Annotated in this window: 19 protein-coding genes; 13 read left to right on the top strand and 6 right to left on the bottom strand. The window is 51.7% G+C overall.

The features are described from left to right. Positions 1–29 precede the first annotated feature (29 nt). Entirely contained in the window at positions 30–1,685 is a 1,656-nt protein-coding gene (gene sgrR / locus EA14781_RS01050; RefSeq protein ID WP_001139053.1) for a DNA-binding transcriptional regulator SgrR, read from the bottom strand. An 88-nt stretch (positions 1,686–1,773) separates the two neighbouring features. On the opposite strand from sgrR, the gene sgrT reads away from it, so the two are divergent. Then, positions 1,774–1,905 (top strand): glucose uptake inhibitor SgrT, encoded by a 132-nt coding sequence (gene sgrT / locus EA14781_RS01045; RefSeq protein WP_001248771.1) that lies wholly within the window; start codon positions 1,774–1,776, stop codon positions 1,903–1,905. A gap of 105 nt (positions 1,906–2,010) precedes the next feature. Here sgrT and leuD read toward each other — a convergent pair whose 3' ends face one another. The 5 genes from leuD to leuL all read right to left on the bottom strand — a co-directional run bounded on the left by leuD (position 2,011) and on the right by leuL (position 6,871). Then, complete coding sequence (gene leuD / locus EA14781_RS01040) at positions 2,011–2,616, bottom strand: 3-isopropylmalate dehydratase small subunit (protein ID WP_000818240.1); 606 nt, start codon at positions 2,614–2,616, stop codon at positions 2,011–2,013. Between the two features lie 10 nt (positions 2,617–2,626). Beyond that, a complete protein-coding gene (gene leuC, locus EA14781_RS01035; protein WP_001140677.1) occupies positions 2,627–4,027 on the bottom strand; it encodes a 3-isopropylmalate dehydratase large subunit in 1,401 nt (466 codons plus the stop codon). 2 nt (positions 4,028–4,029) lie between these two features. After that, positions 4,030–5,121: a 3-isopropylmalate dehydrogenase gene (gene leuB, locus EA14781_RS01030; protein ID WP_000042343.1), complete on the bottom strand. Its 1,092-nt coding sequence runs from the start codon at positions 5,119–5,121 to the stop codon at positions 4,030–4,032. After that, positions 5,121–6,692: a 2-isopropylmalate synthase gene (gene leuA / locus EA14781_RS01025; RefSeq protein WP_000082863.1), complete on the bottom strand. Its 1,572-nt coding sequence runs from the start codon at positions 6,690–6,692 to the stop codon at positions 5,121–5,123. The genes leuB and leuA overlap by 1 nt, the downstream gene beginning before the upstream one ends. Positions 6,693–6,784: 92 nt before the next feature. After that, positions 6,785–6,871 carry a leu operon leader peptide gene (gene leuL / locus EA14781_RS01020; protein WP_001300467.1) on the bottom strand — a complete coding sequence of 29 codons (87 nt, stop codon included), beginning with the start codon at positions 6,869–6,871 and terminating at the stop codon, positions 6,785–6,787. 657 nt (positions 6,872–7,528) lie between these two features. Here leuL and leuO point away from each other — a divergent pair. The 12 genes from leuO (at position 7,529) to mraY (ending at position 20,246) form a co-directional block, all read left to right on the top strand. Beyond that, complete coding sequence (leuO, locus tag EA14781_RS01015) at positions 7,529–8,473, top strand: transcriptional regulator LeuO (RefSeq protein WP_002430304.1); 945 nt, start codon at positions 7,529–7,531, stop codon at positions 8,471–8,473. A 317-nt stretch (positions 8,474–8,790) separates the two neighbouring features. Beyond that, positions 8,791–10,515 (top strand): acetolactate synthase 3 large subunit, encoded by a 1,725-nt coding sequence (ilvI, locus tag EA14781_RS01010; RefSeq protein ID WP_000425625.1) that lies wholly within the window; start codon positions 8,791–8,793, stop codon positions 10,513–10,515. Positions 10,516–10,517: 2 nt separating this feature from the next. Continuing rightward, on the top strand, positions 10,518–11,009 hold the full coding sequence (gene ilvN, locus EA14781_RS01005) for an acetolactate synthase small subunit (protein ID WP_024164642.1): 492 nt from the start codon (positions 10,518–10,520) through the stop codon (positions 11,007–11,009). 11 nt (positions 11,010–11,020) lie between these two features. Continuing rightward, on the top strand, positions 11,021–11,107 hold the full coding sequence (locus EA14781_RS24590) for a hypothetical protein (protein ID WP_032275039.1): 87 nt from the start codon (positions 11,021–11,023) through the stop codon (positions 11,105–11,107). Positions 11,108–11,188: 81 nt separating this feature from the next. Continuing rightward, positions 11,189–12,193: a catabolite repressor/activator gene (gene cra, locus EA14781_RS00995; RefSeq protein WP_000762403.1), complete on the top strand. Its 1,005-nt coding sequence runs from the start codon at positions 11,189–11,191 to the stop codon at positions 12,191–12,193. Between the two features lie 602 nt (positions 12,194–12,795). Then, positions 12,796–13,254 carry a division/cell wall cluster transcriptional repressor MraZ gene (gene mraZ / locus EA14781_RS00990; RefSeq protein ID WP_024164641.1) on the top strand — a complete coding sequence of 153 codons (459 nt, stop codon included), beginning with the start codon at positions 12,796–12,798 and terminating at the stop codon, positions 13,252–13,254. Position 13,255: 1 nt separating this feature from the next. Further along, entirely contained in the window at positions 13,256–14,197 is a 942-nt protein-coding gene (gene rsmH / locus EA14781_RS00985; RefSeq protein ID WP_000970496.1) for a 16S rRNA (cytosine(1402)-N(4))-methyltransferase RsmH, read from the top strand. Next, positions 14,194–14,559 (top strand): cell division protein FtsL, encoded by a 366-nt coding sequence (ftsL, locus tag EA14781_RS00980; RefSeq protein ID WP_000625658.1) that lies wholly within the window; start codon positions 14,194–14,196, stop codon positions 14,557–14,559. The genes rsmH and ftsL overlap by 4 nt, the downstream gene beginning before the upstream one ends. 15 nt (positions 14,560–14,574) lie before the next feature. Further along, the gene (gene ftsI / locus EA14781_RS00975; protein ID WP_000642226.1) at positions 14,575–16,341 is read left to right on the top strand and encodes a peptidoglycan glycosyltransferase FtsI; all 1,767 of its coding nucleotides are present in this window, start codon (positions 14,575–14,577) and stop codon (positions 16,339–16,341) included. Further along, positions 16,328–17,815, top strand: a complete 1,488-nt coding sequence (gene murE / locus EA14781_RS00970; protein ID WP_000785159.1) for a UDP-N-acetylmuramoyl-L-alanyl-D-glutamate--2,6-diaminopimelate ligase — start codon at positions 16,328–16,330, stop codon at positions 17,813–17,815. The genes ftsI and murE overlap by 14 nt, the downstream gene beginning before the upstream one ends. Continuing rightward, positions 17,812–19,170, top strand: coding sequence for a UDP-N-acetylmuramoyl-tripeptide--D-alanyl-D-alanine ligase (gene murF, locus EA14781_RS00965; RefSeq protein ID WP_000626656.1), 1,359 nt, complete (start codon positions 17,812–17,814; stop codon positions 19,168–19,170). Before murE ends, murF begins: the two co-directional genes overlap by 4 nt. After that, on the top strand, positions 19,164–20,246 hold the full coding sequence (gene mraY, locus EA14781_RS00960; protein ID WP_000964123.1) for a phospho-N-acetylmuramoyl-pentapeptide-transferase: 1,083 nt from the start codon (positions 19,164–19,166) through the stop codon (positions 20,244–20,246). Before murF ends, mraY begins: the two co-directional genes overlap by 7 nt.

Raw genomic sequence — 20,246 nt, 5'->3', positions numbered from 1 at the left:
AGTGTAGTGAGTTTGTTATCAAGCAGCAATCATGGATCCGGCGGAGCAAACCAGGCTGATTTAAAATCAAACCAACCAAGAGTGTTCATGCGCAGGCCGCGCATACTGCGTTGCCCCTGAATAATCAGCCAGTGATGGATAAGCGGCACTATCGCTTTGCTGGCAACCAGTTGTTGGCACCAGTTCGCCAGATTCATCTCGCCATTGCGCCAGCGGGCGGCGTCGGCTTGCCAGTCGAGCGGAATACAGCGTTGTAGCAGCGGCACTTCACACAAGTGCGCGAACAGCGAAAAATCCAGCGGCAGCGTAAAGTTGGCGCTGTTAAGCCAGATATCGCTTTCGATCTCTCCTTCGTGCCACTGATCGTAGTCGATCTCGTTGATGTTTAAGGTGACCTGATGACTCGCGAGAATCTTTTGAATGATCCTGGCAATTACCCGATGCTCAATATGATCCTGGTAAAAGGTTAGCGTGAGGTTTTCCAGCCCGGCGGGTTTTTCACAATGGGTGGGGCGGGCATGATGCCAGCGGGGGAGTAGGCCATATGCCGGGAACCACAGTTGCTGGTATTGTTCCTCGGCGAAATAGACCAGATTGGTTGGAGAAAGAACGTAACTTACCCACTCTCTGACCGCTTGATTTGCCCCGCGATGGGTGCGGCTGTCAAACAGTAAATAGTAGCAACCTTCTTCCAGTCGGCTTTCAATCTCTTTTTCTTCACCTTGCGGCCCTTGCAGCATCAGACCGCCAGCAGGCTCGTCGGCAATTTCCGGCAATACCCAGACATTAACCTCGTCAATTAGTGCCCGATAGCCAAAAAAATCATCGAATGCCTGAATTTTCAACTGATTAGTGGAGTTACGGATCACCGCATACGGCCCGGTGCCAATGGGGTGGCTGGCAAAGTTGCTGAGTGTTTCCCATTCGCGTGGCAGGATCATTGACGGAACTTGCCCCAGCAGTAACGGTAACCAGCGATCCGGCTGCGTGAGATGAATGTCCAGCGTCCAGGGTGTTGGTGAAACGATGTCTGCAATGTGGGAATAGAGTGGGAGCGTATTGAGCCTTTTTAGGGAAGCGATTACGTCGTCCATTTCCAGTTCGCGTCCGTGGTGGAAATGGATCCCGGGGCGCAAAAAGAAGCGCCAGTGAAGCGGTGAAATTTGCTGCCAGTGGTGGGCGATGTCCGCCTCCAGTTCCCCATTTTCCTCATTTACGCGCGTTAGCGAACTGAAGATTTGCCGGGCGATATGGGTTTCGGAGCGGCGCAATGCGCTGCCAGGCAGCAGATTGCGCAACGGGCGATAATAGAGGACGCGCAGGATGTGCCGGCCCCGGCGAAAGCTGCGCCCCAGATGGGAAATCAGCATTTGCCGCACGGCGGTTTTATCACCAACGAGTTGCACCAGTTGGTCGATGCGATCCTGCTCCAGTAGGTCTTCCGCCCGCTGTTGCTGGAGCGCCAGCCCGGTATAGAGGAAAGTTAAACGCGAGCGTTTACCGCGTCCAACTTCTGCTTCCCACGTCAGCCAGCCGCGTTCCTGCATCGTGTTGAGCAGGGTGCGCATATGACGACGGGAACAGTTCAATAACTCCGCCAGTTCATTGAGCGTCGTGTCCTGCGATTTACCCTCGCAGCATTGCCACAGGCGAATGAACTGTTGTTGCAGACGACCAGAAGGCATAAAAGGGGAACTCCCGCGTAAAATCCAGCAATTTTATTTTCCCTATATTAAGTCAATAATTCTGATTGATGAAGCAAGGAGGTGTCCCATGCGCCAGTTTTATCAGCACTATTTTACCGCGACTGCGAAGGTGTGCTGGTTGCGTTGGTTAAGCGCTCCACAACGCTTATCCATGCTTGAGGAACTGATGCAGTGGGAGGGGAGTGATTCTGACTACTGATTTGCGGACATCATGTGTGACTGAGTATTGGTGTTAATCGCCACGCCAGCAGTGAATACCTGCTGGCTTTTTTCTTTTTGACGATTGAGTCGGGCGGCGTACAAACTAACGCATAAACGCCGGTTGTTTCGCCTCATAAGCGGCGATCGCGTCGTCATGCTGCAAGGTCAGGCCGATGCTGTCCAGGCCGTTCATCATGCAGTGGCGGCGGAAGGCATCAATGGTAAAGCGATAGGTTTTCTCACCCGCTTTCACCTCTTGCGCCTCCAGGTCCACATCGAAATGGAGCCCCGGATTGGCTTGTACCAGCGCAAACAGTTCATCCACTTCGGCATCGCTTAATTTCACTGGCAGCAGTTGGTTGTTAAAGCTGTTGCCATAGAAGATGTCAGCGAAACTCGGCGCAATCACCACTTTAAAACCGTAATCGGTCAATGCCCACGGCGCGTGCTCACGCGAGGAACCGCAGCCGAAGTTTTCTCGTGCCAGCAAAATGGAAGCCCCCTGATATTGCGGGAAGTTCAGCACGAAGTCCGGGTTTGGCTGCTGGCCTTTTTCATCGAGAAAACGCCAGTCATTAAACAGATGCGCGCCAAAACCTGTACGGGTCACTTTCTGCAAAAACTGTTTCGGGATGATTGCATCAGTATCAACATTGGCGGCATCCAGTGGAACCACCAGGCCTGTGTGTTTGATAAATTTCTCTGCCATGGTGTGCTCCTTATTTAATATTGCGAATGTCGGCGAAATGTCCGGTCACAGCCGCGGCGGCAGCCATTGCCGGGCTGACCAGATGCGTGCGCCCGCCGCGCCCCTGGCGGCCTTCAAAGTTACGGTTGCTGGTGGAGGCACAACGTTCGCCCGGATTCAGACGGTCGTTATTCATCGCCAGACACATTGAGCAACCGGGCAAGCGCCACTCAAAACCGGCTTCAATAAAGATTTTATCCAGACCTTCCGCTTCCGCCTGGGCTTTTACCGGGCCAGAGCCGGGAACCACCAGCGCTTGTACGCCTGGCGCGACTTTCCGGCCTTTGGCGATTTCCGCTGCCGCACGTAAGTCTTCAATACGCGAGTTAGTACAGGAACCGATAAACACTTTGTCGATAGCCACTTCTGTCAGCGGAATGCCCGGTTTCAGCCCCATATAGGCCAGCGCTTTTTCTGCTGAGGCACGTTCAACCGGATCGGCAAACGAAGCCGGATCGGGAATTTTGTCGTTCACGGAAATCACCTGGCCTGGATTGGTGCCCCAGGTGACCTGCGGCGAAATCTCCTCTGCTTGCAGAGTGACAACGGTATCGAAAGTTGCGCCTTCGTCGGTTTGCAGAGTTTTCCAGTAGGCAACGGCATCGTCGAAATCCTTGCCTTTCGGCGCATGCAGACGGCCTTTGACATAGTTAAAGGTGGTTTCGTCAGGCGCAACCAGACCGGCTTTCGCGCCCATTTCGATTGCCATATTGCACAGAGTCATACGACCTTCCATGCTTAAATCACGGATTGCTTCGCCGCAAAACTCCACCACATGCCCGGTGCCGCCTGCGCTGCCAGTTTTACCGATAATTGCCAGCACAATATCTTTTGCGGTAATACCCGGCGCGGCTTTGCCCCGGACTTCAATTTTCATGGTCTTCGCGCGGCTCTGTTTCAGGGTTTGCGTTGCCAGCACGTGTTCAACCTCGGAAGTGCCGATACCAAAGGCCAGTGCGCCAAACGCGCCGTGGGTGGCGGTATGCGAGTCGCCGCAGACAATGGTCATTCCTGGTAAGGTCACGCCCTGTTCTGGCCCCATTACGTGGACGATCCCCTGATACGGGTGATTCAGGTCATACAGTTCGACGCCAAATTCTTTGCAGTTTTTGATCAGCTCCTGCATCTGAATGCGCGCCATTTCACCGCAGGCATTAATGTCTTTGGTCTGAGTAGAGACGTTGTGATCCATGGTGGCGAAGGTTTTCCCCGGCTGACGCACCGGGCGACCGTGGGCGCGCAAACCATCGAACGCCTGCGGTGAGGTCACTTCATGAACCAGGTGGCGGTCAATATATAACAGCGGGGTTTCGTTTTCGGCTTCGTACACTACGTGAGCGTCGAACAATTTTTCGTATAACGTCTTAGCCATGATTACACCCCTTCTGCCACATAGCGGGCAATGATATCGCCCATTTCATCGGTACTAACGGCGGCAGCGCCACGGGCTAAATCGCCGGTGCGAATGCCTTCTTCTAATGCGCGGTTAATGGCGCGTTCAATGGCGGAAGCCGCATCATCGGCATCCAGGCTGTAGCGCAGCAGCAACGCCAGCGACAGAATTTGCGCAATCGGGTTGGCAATGTTCTTGCCTGCGATATCCGGCGCCGAGCCGCCCGCCGGTTCATACAGCCCAAAACCTTGTTCGTTCAGGCTGGCGGAAGGCAACATGCCCATCGAGCCAGTGATCATTGCGCACTCATCAGACAGAATGTCGCCAAACAGGTTGGAGCACAGCAGAACGTCAAACTGTGATGGTTCTTTAATCAGCTGCATGGTGGCGTTGTCGATGTACATATGCGCCAGTTCGACATCCGGGTATTCGGTGGCGATCTCATTAACGATCTCCCGCCATAAGATAGAAGATTGCAGCACGTTGGCTTTGTCGATTGAGGTGACTTTGTGGCGACGCTTGCGGGCAGATTCAAACGCGATGCGGGCGATACGTTCGATCTCAAAACGGTGGTACACCTCGGTATCAAACGCTTTTTCATATTGTCCGCTGCCTTCGCGACCTTTTGGCTGACCGAAATAGATGCCGCCGGTCAGTTCGCGCACGCACAGGATGTCGAAACCGTTAGCGGCAATGTCAGCACGCAACGGACAGAACGCTTCCAGCCCCTGATACAGTTTTGCCGGACGCAGGTTGCTGAATAATTTGAAGTGCTTACGCAGAGGCAACAGCGCGCCGCGTTCTGGTTGCTGGTCTGGTGGTAAATGTTCCCACTTCGGACCGCCTACCGAGCCAAACAGCACGGCATCGGCTTGCTCACAACCTTCCACCGTCGCAGGCGGCAGTGGTTGTCCGTGGTTATCAATGGCTGCGCCGCCAACATCGTGATGGCTGGTGGTGATGCGCATTGCAAAGCGGTTGCGCACGGCGTCCAACACTTTCAGCGCCTGGTTCATTACTTCCGGGCCAATACCGTCTCCCGGCAATACGGCAATATGGTAATTCTTCGACATCACACGGTTTCCTTGTTGTGTTCGTTGTGTTGAGCTTTGCGTTGCAACTCTTTTTCGACTTCTGCGGCACGCCAGATATTGTTCAGTACGTGCACCATGGCTTTGGCGGAGGACTCGACAATATCGGTGGCCAGGCCGACGCCGTGGAAGCGGCGACCGTTGTAGTTGGCGACGATATCCACCTGGCCCAGCGCATCTTTGCCGTGACCTTTGGCGGTCAGGCTGTATTTCACCAGCTCGACGTTATAGTCGGTGATGCGGTTAATCGCCTGATAGACGGCATCCACCGGGCCGTTACCGTTGGCGGCTTCTGCTTTAACTTCTTCGCCGCATGCCAGTTTGACGGCGGCAGTGGCGATATCATTAGAACCAGACTGCACGCTGAAATAGTCCAGACGAAAATGTTCCGGTTCTTCTTGCTGCTTACCGATGAAGGCCAGCGCCTCCAGGTCGTAATCGAACACTTGGCCTTTTTTATCCGCCAGCTTCAGGAAAGCGTCGTACAGATTGTCCAGATTGTATTCATTTTCTTTATATCCCATCTCATCCATGCGATGTTTTACTGCCGCACGGCCCGAACGGGAGGTCAGATTCAGCTGGATTTGGTTCAGACCAATAGATTCTGGCGTCATGATTTCGTAGTTTTCGCGGTTTTTCAGTACGCCATCCTGGTGAATACCGGAGGAGTGGGCGAAGGCGCCGCTGCCAACAATGGCTTTGTTTGCCGGGATCGGCATATTACAAATCTGGCTAACTAACTGGCTGGTGCGCCATATCTCCTGGTGATTAATGGCGGTATGTACATTAAGGATATCCTTGCGAACTTTGATCGCCATGATCACTTCTTCCAGCGAACAGTTACCGGCACGCTCGCCGATCCCGTTCAGTGCGCCTTCTACCTGCCGCGCTCCGGCGTGTACCGCCGCCAGCGAGTTGCCTACTGCCAGACCTAAATCGTCGTGGGTATGAACGGAAATAATGGCGTTATCAATGTTGGGCACGCGTTCATACAGACCGCGGATGATTCCGGCGAACTCAAACGGCATGGTGTAGCCTACAGTGTCCGGGATGTTGATGGTGGTGGCTCCGGCGTTAATCGCCGCCTCTACTACCCGTGCCAGATCGGCAATCGGTGTACGCCCGGCATCTTCGCAAGAGAATTCAACGTCATCGGTGTAATTACGTGCGCGTTTCACCATATAAACAGCGCGTTCGATCACTTCATCCAGCGTGCTGCGCAGCTTGGTAGCGATGTGCATTGGGGAGGTAGCAATAAAGGTATGAATACGGAAGGCTTCGGCGACTTTCAGAGATTCAGCCGCGACGTCGATATCTTTTTCCACGCAGCGGGCTAACGCGCATACGCGGCTATTTTTGACCTGGCGAGCGATGGTTTGCACCGATTCGAAATCGCCCGGCGAAGAAACGGGGAAACCGACTTCCATCACGTCAACACCCATACGCTCAAGGGCCAGCGCAATTTGCAGTTTTTCTTTCACACTCAAGCTTGCCTGTAACGCCTGTTCACCGTCGCGCAATGTGGTATCGAAAATAATGACTTGCTGGCTCATGGTTTAGGTCCTTGTCTCTTATTGAGCGCCTCGCTTCGGGCATAAAAAAACCCGCGCAATGGCGCGGGTTTTTTGTTTGACTGCGTGCTGGCTTAATGCTGAATGCCGCTCACTCGTCTACCGCGCAAAGAAGATGCGTTTAGTAGTAGTAGACCGATAAAGCGAACGATGTGAGTCATTAAATCAGCTCCAGATGAATGCGATATGCTTTTAGAGTTACTGGATACCAAAATGGATGTCAACCCTGCAGAAAGAAAAACGCCATGCCAGCAAGAATTTTGTACTCAGGAAATTAGCTAATTGTGCTGTGCACACGATAGTCACCGATATTAATTTCTGTTTAACCGTATGCGTTTTTACTGTTTGACATACTTCGGGATAATTTATTGCATTTTATCAAGGGGACAAAAGAGGATAAAACGTGCTCGCTACCTTCGTTATCCTGATGATCTGTATCGAATTATATATCTCATGAATATTTTTATATTCATCTGGCGAATATTATTGATCAATTAATGTTAAAAATTAGCGCATTAAACATATAAATTATTTATTAAATACGCACATTTAATCCATTTTGCGGATTATTGAGTATTCGTGAGACTTATGATTAGATTGTTTTCGCAACAAAAGTATTATGGATTATCGTGCTGTGGTGAATGACTCTCTACACAGTGGTGGATTCTGTTTTTATCAGAACCCGTATCTTTATGTTTTCTTAATTTTACGCATTTTACTTTTTCTTATTTTATATGCATGGTAAATCATATTTTCCAGGATTATTTCTCTGCATTCCAATAAGGGAAAGGGAGTTAAGTGTGACAGTGGAGTTAAGTATGTCAGAGCTAAAAACAGAACATCCAGAGTTAGCAGAGTTAAGCAAGCCGCAGTTGCGCATGGTCGATTTAAACTTATTAACTGTTTTCGATGCTGTGATGCAGGAGCAGAACATTACCCGTGCCGCTCATGTTCTGGGAATGTCGCAGCCCGCGGTCAGTAACGCAGTTGCACGCCTGAAGGTGATGTTTAACGATGAGCTGTTCGTCCGTTATGGTCGTGGTATTCAACCGACTTCTCGTGCATTTCAACTTTTTGGTTCTGTGCGCCAGGCGCTGCAACTCGTGCAAAATGAGTTACCGGGCTCAGGATTCGAACCTGCCAGCAGTGAACGCGTATTCCATCTTTGTGTTTGCAGTCCGTTAGACAGCATTCTGACTTCGTTGATTTATAATCACATCGAACAAGTTGCGCCGAATATTCATGTTGTATTCAAGTCCTCTTTAAATCAGAACACTGAACATCAGTTACGTTATCAGGAAACAGAGTTCGTCATTAGTTATGAAGATTTTCATCGCCCTGAATTTACCAGTATTCCTTTATTTAAAGATGAAATGGTGTTAGTCGCCAGCAAGAATCATCCGAGTATTAAAGGGCCATTACTGAAACACGATGTTTATAACGAACAGCATGCGGCAGTTTCGCTGGATCGTTTCGCTTCGTTCAGTCAGCCGTGGTATGACACAGTCGATAAACAAGCCAGTATTGCTTATCAGGGAATGGCGATGATGAGCGTCCTGAGTGTGGTCTCTCAAACTCATCTCGTCGCTATTGCGCCTCGCTGGCTGGCTGAAGAGTTCGCTGAATCCTTAGAGTTACAGGTATTACCGTTGCCGTTAAAACAAAATAGCAGAACTTGTTATCTCTCCTGGCATGAAGCCGCCGGGAGCGATAAAGGTCACCAGTGGATGGAAGAGCAATTAGCTTCTATTTGCAAGCGCTAACTGAATGCAGAATAGACCAGATGTTATTATCTGGTTTGTTCTGAGTTTTTTATTAAACGCAGAATTTTATTCTGAATATGTATTCTGTTGGTTTTAAGAATAATGAAAAAAATAGAGGAATTGCTGTAAGCTGCAAGATTCAGCCGATTTATTGTTAATTTAGTCCTCCATTCTGGAGTATTTTACCGTTTCTTTTCGCCTTGCCTCCTGTTTATTCTTTTTCCTTCACGTTTGTGGCTCTACCTGCTAATTGCTTAAGCAATATCGGACGGTTAATGTGTTTTACACATTTTTTCTGTTAAACAGTGAGGCAAGCCATGGAGATGTTGTCTGGAGCCGAGATGGTCGTCCGATCGCTTATCGATCAGGGCGTTAAACAAGTATTCGGTTATCCCGGAGGCGCAGTCCTTGATATTTACGATGCATTGCATACCGTGGGGGGTATCGATCACGTATTAGTTCGCCATGAACAGGCCGCGGTGCATATGGCTGATGGCCTGGCGCGCGCGACAGGGGAAGTCGGTGTCGTGCTGGTGACGTCCGGGCCGGGAGCAACTAACGCTATTACTGGCATTGCCACTGCTTATATGGATTCCATTCCATTGGTTATCCTTTCCGGTCAGGTTGCAACCTCACTGATAGGCTATGACGCTTTTCAGGAGTGTGACATGGTGGGGATTTCCCGCCCGGTGGTTAAACACAGTTTTCTGGTGAAACAAACGGAAGACATTCCTCAGGTGTTGAAAAAAGCTTTCTGGCTGGCGGCAAGTGGTCGTCCGGGGCCGGTTGTGGTTGATTTACCTAAAGACATTCTTAATCCGGCGAACAAATTACCGTATGTCTGGCCGGAGTCGGTCTGTATGCGTTCTTATAACCCGACAATGCTGGGTCACAAAGGGCAAATTAAACGTGCGCTGCAAACTCTGGCAGCAGCGAAAAAACCGGTGGTTTACGTCGGTGGTGGTGCTGTGACTGCGGGGTGCCATGCGCAACTCAGGCAAATGATTGAGCAACTGAATCTCCCGGTCGTCTCATCATTAATGGGACTCGGCGCGTTTCCGGCAACACATCGTCAGGCGCTGGGGATGCTGGGTATGCATGGTACTTACGAAGCCAATATGACGATGCATAATGCTGATGTCATTTTTGCGGTCGGCGTACGTTTTGATGATCGTACGACTAACAATCTGGCAAAGTACTGTCCGAATGCGACGGTTTTACATATCGATATCGATCCGACTTCAATCTCAAAAACTGTTACCGCCGATATTCCGATCGTTGGCGATGCGCGGCTGGTGCTGGATCAAATGCTGGAGTTGTTACCGCAAGAAACAGCTCATCAACCATTGGATGAGATCCGTGACTGGTGGCAGCAGATTGAGCATTGGCGTGCGCGTCAGTGTCTGAAATATGACACCCGCAGTGAAAAGATTAAACCACAGGCGGTGATTGAGGCGCTCTGGAGACTGACGAAAGGCGAAGCTTATGTAACGTCTGATGTAGGCCAGCACCAGATGTTCGCTGCGCTTTATTATCCTTTTGATAGACCTCGCCGTTGGATTAACTCCGGTGGTCTCGGCACTATGGGCTTTGGTTTACCTGCGGCACTGGGCGTCAAAATGGCGCTACCGGAAGAAACGGTGGTCTGCGTTACTGGCGACGGCAGTATTCAAATGAATATTCAGGAACTGTCTACCGCTTTGCAATATGAATTGCCGGTGCTGGTAGTCAATCTCAATAACCGTTATCTGGGGATGGTGAAGCAGTGGCAGGACATGATCTATTCTGGTCGTCATTCACAATCTTATATGCAGTCATTACCGGATTTCGTCCGTCTGGCGGAAGCCTATGGTCATGTCGGTATTCAGATTTCCCATCCACAAGATCTGGAAAGCAAGCTTAGCGAGGCGCTGGAGCAAGTCCGTAATAATCGCCTGGTGTTTGTCGATGTCACCGTCGATGGCAGTGAGCACGTCTACCCGATGCAGATTCGCGGGGGCGGAATGGATGAAATGTGGTTAAGCAAAACGGAGAGAACCTGATTATGCGCCGGATATTATCAGTATTACTCGAAAATGAATCAGGCGCGTTATCCCGCGTGATTGGCCTTTTTTCCCTGCGAGGCTACAACATTGAAAGTCTGACTGTTGCGCCAACCGACGATCCGACATTATCGCGCATGACTATCCAGACCGTGGGCGATGAAAAAGTACTTGAGCAGATCGAAAAGCAATTGCATAAACTGGTCGATGTCTTGCGCGTCAGCGAACTGGGGCAGGGGGCGCACGTTGAGCGAGAAATCATGCTGGTGAAAATTCAGGCCAGTGGTTATGGACGTGACGAAGTAAAGCGCAATACGGAAATATTCCGTGGGCAAATTATTGATGTCACGCCGTCGCTTTATACCGTCCAACTGGCGGGCACCAGCGATAAACTTGATGCGTTTTTAGCATCGATTCGTGATGTGGCGAAAATAGTGGAAGTCGCTCGCTCCGGTGTCGTCGGACTTTCGCGCGGCGATAAAATAATGCGTTGAGAATGATCTCAATGCGCAATTTGCAGCCCAATATGCCACGTTGGGCTTTTTTTGCGAATTCAGTGGTAACCTGGAATAAAAGCAGTTGCCGCAGTTAATTTTCTGCGTTTAGATGTTAATGAATTTAACCCATACCAGTACAATGGTTATGGTTTTTACATTTTACGCAAGGGGCAATTGTGAAACTGGATGAAATCGCTCGGCTGGCGGGAGTGTCGCGGACCACTGCAAGCTATGTTATTAACGGCAAAGCGAAGCAATACCGTGTGAGCGACAAAACCGTTGAAAAAGTCATGGCTGTGGTGCGTGAGCACAATTACCACCCGAACGCCGTGGCGGCTGGGCTTCGTGCCGGACGCACTCGTTCTATTGGCCTTGTGATCCCCGATTTGGAGAACACAAGCTACACCCGTATTGCAAACTACCTTGAACGTCAGGCGCGGCAACGTGGTTATCAACTGCTGATTGCCTGTTCCGAAGATCAGCCAGACAACGAAATGCGTTGTATTGAGCATCTTTTACAGCGCCAGGTCGATGCCATCATTGTTTCGACTTCGCTGCCGCCAGAGCATCCTTTTTATCAACGCTGGGCCAATGATCCGTTTCCGATTGTCGCGTTAGACCGCGCCCTCGATCGTGAACACTTCACCAGTGTTGTAGGTGCTGACCAGGACGATGCTGAAATGCTGGCGGAAGAGTTACGCAAATTTCCTGCCGAGACGGTGCTTTATCTTGGCGCACTGCCGGAGCTTTCGGTCAGCTTCCTGCGTGAGCAGGGCTTCCGTACAGCCTGGAAGGATGATCCGCGCGAAGTGCATTTCCTCTATGCCAACAGCTATGAGCGGGAAACTGCCGCCCAGCTATTCGAAAAATGGCTGGAAACGCATCCGATGCCGCAGGCGCTGTTCACTACTTCGTTTGCGCTGTTGCAGGGGGTAATGGATGTTACGCTGCGCCGTGATGGCAAATTACCCTCTGATCTGGCGATAGCCACTTTTGGCGATAACGAACTGCTCGACTTCTTACAATGCCCGGTACTGGCTGTGGCTCAGCGTCACCGCGATGTGGCTGAACGCGTGCTGGAAATTGTCCTGGCGAGCCTGGACGAGCCCCGCAAGCCTAAACCCGGTTTAACGCGCATTAAGCGTAATCTCTATCGCCGTGGCATACTTAGCCGCAGTTGAGTCGAGATGAAAAATACGCGTCAGGGGAATTTTCTGCTGGCGCGTCGAGTACGTAATTGGACATCAATATCCTTAATGTAAATAAGACAATTCCTGGCTATTATCGATAAATCCTTCTAAATACCCCGCGAATTAACTTTCTTTGCAGCGTTTAACAATAATTAAGTGGCAACGATGGCTTGCTTTGGCATTATTTTGTTACATGCCAGCGAGCAATTGTCGATTTAACAAACACTTTTCTCTTCTTTTGCGCAAACTCACTGACATCAGGCGTGGCGCAGGCGCAACAGGGACTGTTATCCAGGGGAGATATGTCCTAAAATGCCGCTCGCGTCGCAAACTGACACTTTATATTTTCTGCGGAAAATATTTAGTCATTTTTAAACAATGATGGTGGTGAGGAGTTTTTTCTTACAGCTATTCATAACGTTAATTTGCTTTGCACGCTGGACGTAAAATAAACAACGCTGATATTAGCCGTAAACATTGGGTTTTTTACCTCGGTATGCCTTGTGACTGGCTTGACAAGCTTTTCCTCCGCTCCGTAAACTCCTTTTAGTGGGAAATTGTGGGGCAAAGTGGTAATAAGGGGTGAGATTGGCATGTTCCGGGGAGCAACGTTAGTCAATCTCGACAGCAAAGGGCGCTTATCAGTGCCCACCCGATACCGGGAGCAGGTGCTCGAGAACGCTACCGGTCAAATGGTTTGCACCATTGACATTCATCACCCGTGCCTGCTGCTTTACCCCCTGCCTGAATGGGAAATTATCGAGCAAAAATTATCGCGTCTGTCGAGCATGAATCCGGTTGAGCGCCGTGTACAGCGCCTCCTGTTAGGACATGCTAGCGAATGTCAGATGGACAGTGCTGGTCGCTTACTGGTCGCACCTGTCCTGCGGCAACATGCCGGGCTGACGAAAGAAGTGATGCTGGTTGGACAGTTCAATAAGTTTGAGCTGTGGGATGAAACGACCTGGCATCAACAAGTCAAGGAGGATATCGACGCAGAGCAGTTGGCTACCGACAGCTTATCGGAGCGATTGCAGGACTTGTCTCTATAAAATGATGGAAAACTATAAACATACTACGGTGCTGCTGGATGAAGCCGTTAACGGTCTGAATATTCGTCCTGACGGCATTTACATTGATGGGACTTTTGGTCGCGGTGGTCATTCACGTTTGATCCTCTCGCAGCTTAGCGAAGAGGGGCGTCTGTTGGCAATTGATCGCGACCCGCAGGCTATTGCCGTTGCGAAGACTATTGATGATCCGCGCTTCTCCATCATTCATGGACCTTTCTCTGCGCTGGGCGAATACGTCGCCGAGCGTGATCTTATCGGCAAGATAGACGGTATTCTCCTTGATCTTGGCGTTTCTTCTCCGCAACTTGATGACGCTGAGCGTGGTTTCTCCTTTATGCGTGACGGCCCACTGGACATGCGCATGGACCCGACTCGCGGTCAGTCTGCTGCTGAGTGGCTGCAAACGGCAGAGGAAGCGGACATTGCCTGGGTATTGAAAACCTATGGCGAAGAACGTTTTGCCAAACGTATAGCACGCGCCATTGTCGAGCGTAACCGCGAACAGCCGATGACCCGCACTAAAGAACTGGCGGAAGTGGTCGCAGCGGCAACGCCGGTGAAAGACAAATTCAAACATCCCGCGACCCGCACCTTCCAGGCGGTGCGCATTTGGGTGAACAGTGAACTGGAGGAGATAGAGCAGGCGCTAAAAAGCTCGCTCAGCGTGTTGGCCCCGGGAGGGCGGCTTTCTGTCATTAGTTTTCATTCGCTGGAAGATCGTATTGTGAAACGCTTCATGCGTGAAAACAGCCGTGGCCCGCAGGTTCCGGCAGGGTTACCGATGACTGAAGAGCAGCTCAAAAAATTGGGTGGTCGCCAGTTGCGAGCATTAGGCAAGTTGATGCCGGGCGAAGAAGAGGTAGCAGAGAATCCTCGTGCCCGTAGTTCAGTTCTGCGTATTGCAGAGAGGACGAACGCATGATCAGCAGAGTGACAGAAGCTCTAAGCAAAGTTAAAGGATCGATGGGAAGCCACGAGCGCCATGCCTTGCCTGGCGTTATCGGTGACGATCTTTTGCGATTTGGGAAGCTGCCACTCTGCTTGTTCATTTGCATTATTTTGACGGCGGTGACGGTGGTAACCACGGCGCATCATACCCGTTTGCTGACCGCTCAGCGTGAACAGCTCGTGCTGGAGCGAGATGCTTTAGATATTGAATGGCGTAACCTGATCCTTGAAGAGAATGCGCTAGGCGACCATAGCCGGGTAGAAAGGATCGCCACGGAGAAGCTGCAAATGCAGCATGTTGATCCGTCACAAGAAAATATCGTAGTACAAAAATAAGGATAAACGCGACGCATGAAAGCAGCGGCGAAAACGCAGAAACCAAAACGTCAGGAAGAACAGGCCAACTTTATTAGTTGGCGTTTTGCGTTGTTATGCGGTTGTATTTTGCTGGCACTGGCTTTTCTGCTCGGGCGCGTAGCATGGTTGCAGGTTATCTCCCCGGATATGCTGGTGAAAGAAGGCGACATGCGTTCTCTTCGCGTTCAGCAAGTTTCCACCTCCCGCGGCATGATTACCGACCGTTCCGGTCGCCCGTTGGCGGTGAGCGTGCCGGTAAAAGCCATTTGGGCCGACCCAAAAGAGGTGCATGACGCTGGCGGCATCAGCGTTGGTGACCGCTGGAAAGCGCTTGCCAATGCACTCAACATTCCACTGGATCAACTTTCCGCACGTATTAACGCTAACCCGAAAGGGCGGTTTATCTACCTTGCGCGTCAGGTTAACCCTGACATGGCGGACTACATCAAAAAACTGAAACTGCCGGGAATTCATCTACGCGAAGAATCTCGTCGTTACTATCCGTCCGGCGAAGTGACTGCTCACCTCATCGGCTTTACTAACGTCGATAGCCAGGGGATTGAGGGCGTTGAGAAGAGTTTTGATAAGTGGCTTACCGGGCAGCCGGGCGAACGTATTGTGCGTAAAGATCGCTATGGTCGCGTAATTGAAGATATCTCTTCTACTGACAGCCAGGCGGCGCATAACCTTACGTTAAGCATTGATGAACGTCTACAGGCGCTGGTTTATCGCGAACTGAACAATGCGGTGGCCTTTAACAAGGCGGAATCCGGTAGTGCTGTGCTGGTGGATGTCAACACCGGAGAAGTGCTGGCGATGGCTAATAGCCCGTCTTACAACCCAAACAATCTCAGCGGCACGCCAAAAGAGGCGATGCGTAACCGTACCATCACCGACGTTTTTGAACCCGGTTCTACTGTTAAACCGATGGTGGTGATGACTGCGTTGCAGCGCGGCGTGGTGCGGGAAAACTCAGTGCTGAACACAGTTCCTTATCGAATTAACGGCCACGAAATCAAAGACGTGGCGCGCTACAGTGAATTAACCCTGACCGGGGTATTACAGAAGTCGAGTAACGTCGGTGTTTCCAAACTGGCGTTAGCGATGCCGTCCTCAGCGTTAGTAGATACTTACTCACGTTTTGGACTGGGAAAAGCGACCAATTTGGGGTTGGTCGGAGAACGCAGTGGCTTATATCCTCAAAAACAACGGTGGTCTGACATAGAGAGGGCCACCTTCTCTTTCGGCTACGGGCTAATGGTAACGCCGTTACAGTTAGCGCGAGTCTACGCAACAATCGGTAGCTACGGCATCTATCGCCCGCTGTCGATTACCAAAGTTGATCCTCCGGTTCCCGGTGAACGCGTCTTCCCGGAGTCCATTGTCCGCACCGTGGTGCATATGATGGAAAGCGTGGCGCTACCGGGCGGTGGCGGCGTGAAGGCGGCAATTAAAGGCTATCGCATCGCCATTAAAACCGGTACTGCGAAGAAGGTCGGGCCGGACGGTCGCTATATCAATAAATATATTGCTTATACCGCAGGCGTTGCGCCTGCGAGTCAGCCGCGCTTCGCGCTGGTTGTTGTTATCAACGATCCGCAGGCGGGTAAATACTACGGCGGCGCCGTTTCCGCGCCGGTCTTTGGTGCCATCATGGGCGGCGTATTGCGCACCATGAACATCGAACCGGATGCGCTGACAACGGGTGATAAAAATGAATTTGTGATTAATCAAGGCGAGGGAACAGGTGGCAGATCGTAATTTGCGCGACCTTCTTGCTCCGTGGGTGCCCGGTGCACCTTCGCGAGCACTGCGAGAGATGACACTCGACAGCCGTGTGGCTGCGTCGGGCGATCTCTTTGTAGCTGTAGTAGGTCATCAGGCGGACGGGCGTCGATATATCCCGCAGGCGATAGCGCAAGGTGTGGCTGCCATTATTGCAGAGGCGAAAGATGAGGCGACCGACGGTGAAATCCGTGAAATGCACGGCGTGCCGGTCATCTATCTTAGCCAGCTTAATGAGCGTTTATCGGCACTGGCGGGCCGCTTTTACCATGAACCCTCAGATAATTTACGTCTCGTGGGCGTAACGGGCACTAACGGTAAAACCACGACGACCCAGCTTCTGGCGCAGTGGAGCCAGCTGCTTGGCGAAACCAGCGCAGTGATGGGGACTGTAGGTAACGGTCTGCTGGGTAAAGTCATTCCGACAGAAAATACAACCGGTTCGGCAGTTGACGTGCAGCATGAGCTGGCGGGACTGGTGGATCAGGGCGCAACCTTTTGCGCGATGGAAGTTTCCTCCCACGGGCTGGTACAGCACCGTGTGGCGGCATTGAAATTTGCAGCCTCCGTCTTTACCAATTTAAGCCGCGATCACCTTGATTATCATGGTGATATGGAACACTACGAAGCAGCGAAATGGCTGCTTTATTCCACACATCATTGCGGTCAGGCGATTGTTAACGCCGACGATGAAGTGGGCCGCCGCTGGCTGGCAAAACTGCCGGACGCGGTTGCGGTATCAATGGAAGATCATATTAATTCAAACTGTCATGGTCGTTGGTTGAAAGCGATCGAGGTGAACTATCACGACAGTGGAGCGACCATTCGCTTTAGCTCAAGTTGGGGCGATGGCGAAATTGAAAGCCATTTGATGGGCGCATTCAACGTCAGTAACCTGCTGCTGGCGCTGGCGACGCTGCTGGCGCTCGGTTACCCGCTGGCCGAGCTGCTGAAAACAGCAGCTCGTCTGCAACCGGTTTGCGGACGAATGGAAGTGTTCACTGCGCCAGGCAAACCGACAGTGGTGGTCGATTACGCTCACACCCCGGATGCGCTGGAAAAAGCCTTACAGGCAGCGCGCCTGCACTGTGCGGGTAAGCTGTGGTGCGTCTTCGGCTGCGGCGGCGATCGCGATAAAGGTAAGCGCCCACTAATGGGGGCGATTGCTGAAGAGTTTGCTGATGTGGCGGTAGTAACGGACGATAACCCGCGTACCGAAGAGCCGAGAGCCATCATCAACGATATTCTGGCGGGGATGTTAGATGCCGGACATGCCAAAGTAATGGAAGGTCGCGCCGAAGCTGTGACTTGCGCTGTTATGCAGGCTAAAGAAAATGATGTCGTACTGGTCGCTGGCAAAGGCCATGAAGATTACCAGATTGTCGGCAATCAGCGTCTGGACTACTCCGATCGCGTCACGGTGGCGCGGCTGCTGGGGGTAATCGCATGATTAGCGTAACCCTTAGCCAACTTACCGATATTCTCAACGGCGAGCTGAAAGGGGCTGATATCGCCCTGGATGCTGTAACCACCGACACTCGTAAACTGACGCCTGGTTGTCTGTTTGTCGCACTGAAAGGCGAACGTTTCGATGCCCATGATTTTGCCGACCAGGCGAAAGCGGGCGGTGCGGGCGCGCTGCTGGTCAGCCGCCCGCTGGATATCGACTTGCCACAGTTAATCGTCAAGGATACGCGTCTGGCGTTTGGCCAACTGGCTGCATGGGTTCGCCAGCAAGTTCCGGCACGAGTGGTTGCCCTGACAGGGTCTTCCGGCAAAACGTCCGTTAAGGAGATGACCGCGGCGATTTTAAGTCAGTGCGGCAACACGCTTTATACAGCGGGTAATCTCAACAACGACATTGGTGTGCCGATGACGCTGCTGCGTTTAACGCCGGAATACGATTACGCGGTGATTGAACTTGGCGCGAATCATCAGGGTGAAATTGCCTGGACCGTTAGTCTGACTCGCCCGGAAGCCGCGCTGGTCAACAATCTGGCAGCAGCGCATCTGGAAGGTTTCGGTTCTCTTGCGGGGGTCGCGAAAGCGAAAGGCGAAATCTTTACTGGCCTGCCGGAAAACGGCATCGCCATCATGAATGCGGATAACAACGACTGGCTGAACTGGCAGAGTGTGATTGGCTCACGCAAAGTATGGCGCTTCTCTCCGAATGCCGCCAACAGCGATTTTACCGCCACCAATATTCATGTGACTTCGCACGGTACTGAATTCACGCTGCAAACCCCAACGGGTAGCGTCGATGTTTTGCTACCGCTGCCCGGACGTCACAATATTGCGAATGCGTTGGCAGGCGCCGCGCTCGCCATGTCCGTGGGCGCAACGCGTGATGCTATCAAAGCAGGGCTGGCAAATCTGAAAGCTGTTCCAGGCCGTCTGTTCCCCATTCAACTGGCGGAAAACCAGTTGTTGCTTGATGACTCCTACAACGCCAATGTCGGTTCAATGACTGCTGCCGTACAGGTACTGGCCGAAATGCCGGGTTACCGCGTGCTGGTCGTTGGCGATATGGCAGAGTTGGGGGCTGAAAGCGAAGCCTGTCATGTACAGGTGGGTGAAGCAGCGAAAGCAGCAGGCATTGACCGCGTATTAAGCGTGGGTAAGCAAAGCCATGCTATTGGCGTTGCGAGTGGCGTTGGCGAACATTTTGCCGATAAAACTGCGTTGATTGCGCATCTTAAAACCCTGATTGCTGAGCAACAGGTGATTACGATTTTAGTTAAAGGTTCACGTAGTGCCGCCATGGAAGAGGTAGTACGCGCTTTACAGGAGAATGGAACATGTTAGTTTGGCTGGCCGAACATTTGGTCAAATATTATTCTGGCTTTAACGTCTTTTCTTATCTGACGTTTCGAGCCATCGTCAGCCTGCTGACCGCGCTGTTCATCTCGTTGTGGATGGGGCCGCGCATGATTGCTCATTTGCAAAAACTTTCCTTTGGTCAGGTTGTTCGTAACGACGGCCCGGAATCGCACTTTAGCAAGCGCGGTACGCCGACCATGGGCGGGATTATGATCCTGACGGCGATTGTCATCTCCGTATTGTTGTGGGCTTATCCCTCTAATCCGTACGTCTGGTGCGTGCTGGTGGTATTGGTGGGTTACGGCATCATTGGCTTTGTTGATGATTATCGCAAAGTGGTGCGTAAAGACACCAAAGGTTTGATCGCGCGCTGGAAATATTTCTGGATGTCGGTGATTGCGCTGGGCGTTGCTTTCGCGCTGTACCTTGCCGGAAACGATACGCCAGCAACACAGCTTGTGGTGCCGTTCTTTAAAGATGTGATGCCGCAACTGGGACTGTTCTACATCCTGTTGGCTTACTTCGTGATTGTCGGCACCGGCAACGCAGTAAACCTGACTGATGGCCTTGATGGTCTGGCGATTATGCCGACCGTATTTGTTGCTGGCGGTTTTGCTCTGGTGGCCTGGGCGACCGGCAACATGAACTTTGCCAGCTATTTGCACATACCGTATCTGCGACACGCTGGGGAACTGGTTATCGTCTGCACCGCGATTGTTGGGGCTGGGCTGGGTTTCCTGTGGTTTAACACCTACCCGGCGCAGGTCTTTATGGGCGATGTCGGTTCGCTGGCATTAGGTGGTGCTTTGGGCATTATCGCTGTATTGCTACGTCAGGAGTTTCTTCTGGTGATTATGGGCGGTGTATTTGTGGTAGAAACGCTGTCCGTCATCCTGCAGGTCGGCTCTTTCAAACTGCGCGGACAACGTATTTTCCGTATGGCGCCGATTCATCACCACTATGAACTGAAAGGTTGGCCGGAACCGCGCGTCATCGTGCGTTTCTGGATTATTTCGCTGATGCTGGTCCTGATTGGCCTGGCAACGCTGAAGGTACGTTAA

The sequence above is a fragment of the Escherichia albertii NBRC 107761 = DSM 17582 genome (assembly GCF_000759775.1).
GTDB classification, from domain to species: Bacteria; Pseudomonadota; Gammaproteobacteria; order Enterobacterales; family Enterobacteriaceae; genus Escherichia; species Escherichia albertii.
This window is presented reverse-complemented; position numbering and strand designations above follow the sequence as displayed.

Bases quoted from the DNA above. Each gene is read 5' to 3' on its own strand.
- sgrR (WP_001139053.1), bottom strand. From the start codon at position 1,685: ATGCCTTCTGGTCGTCTGCAACAACAGTTCATTCGCCTGTGGCAATGC.
- sgrT (WP_001248771.1), top strand. From the start codon at position 1,774: ATGCGCCAGTTTTATCAGCACTATTTTACCGCGACTGCGAAGGTGTGC.
- leuD (WP_000818240.1), bottom strand. From the start codon at position 2,616: ATGGCAGAGAAATTTATCAAACACACAGGCCTGGTGGTTCCACTGGAT.
- leuC (WP_001140677.1), bottom strand. From the start codon at position 4,027: ATGGCTAAGACGTTATACGAAAAATTGTTCGACGCTCACGTAGTGTAC.
- leuB (WP_000042343.1), bottom strand. From the start codon at position 5,121: ATGTCGAAGAATTACCATATTGCCGTATTGCCGGGAGACGGTATTGGC.
- leuA (WP_000082863.1), bottom strand. From the start codon at position 6,692: ATGAGCCAGCAAGTCATTATTTTCGATACCACATTGCGCGACGGTGAA.
- leuL (WP_001300467.1), bottom strand. From the start codon at position 6,871: ATGACTCACATCGTTCGCTTTATCGGTCTACTACTACTAAACGCATCT.
- leuO (WP_002430304.1), top strand. From the start codon at position 7,529: ATGTCAGAGCTAAAAACAGAACATCCAGAGTTAGCAGAGTTAAGCAAG.
- ilvI (WP_000425625.1), top strand. From the start codon at position 8,791: ATGGAGATGTTGTCTGGAGCCGAGATGGTCGTCCGATCGCTTATCGAT.
- ilvN (WP_024164642.1), top strand. From the start codon at position 10,518: ATGCGCCGGATATTATCAGTATTACTCGAAAATGAATCAGGCGCGTTA.
- EA14781_RS24590 (WP_032275039.1), top strand. From the start codon at position 11,021: ATGCGCAATTTGCAGCCCAATATGCCACGTTGGGCTTTTTTTGCGAAT.
- mraZ (WP_024164641.1), top strand. From the start codon at position 12,796: ATGTTCCGGGGAGCAACGTTAGTCAATCTCGACAGCAAAGGGCGCTTA.
- rsmH (WP_000970496.1), top strand. From the start codon at position 13,256: ATGATGGAAAACTATAAACATACTACGGTGCTGCTGGATGAAGCCGTT.
- ftsL (WP_000625658.1), top strand. From the start codon at position 14,194: ATGATCAGCAGAGTGACAGAAGCTCTAAGCAAAGTTAAAGGATCGATG.
- ftsI (WP_000642226.1), top strand. From the start codon at position 14,575: ATGAAAGCAGCGGCGAAAACGCAGAAACCAAAACGTCAGGAAGAACAG.
- murF (WP_000626656.1), top strand. From the start codon at position 17,812: ATGATTAGCGTAACCCTTAGCCAACTTACCGATATTCTCAACGGCGAG.
- mraY (WP_000964123.1), top strand. From the start codon at position 19,164: ATGTTAGTTTGGCTGGCCGAACATTTGGTCAAATATTATTCTGGCTTT.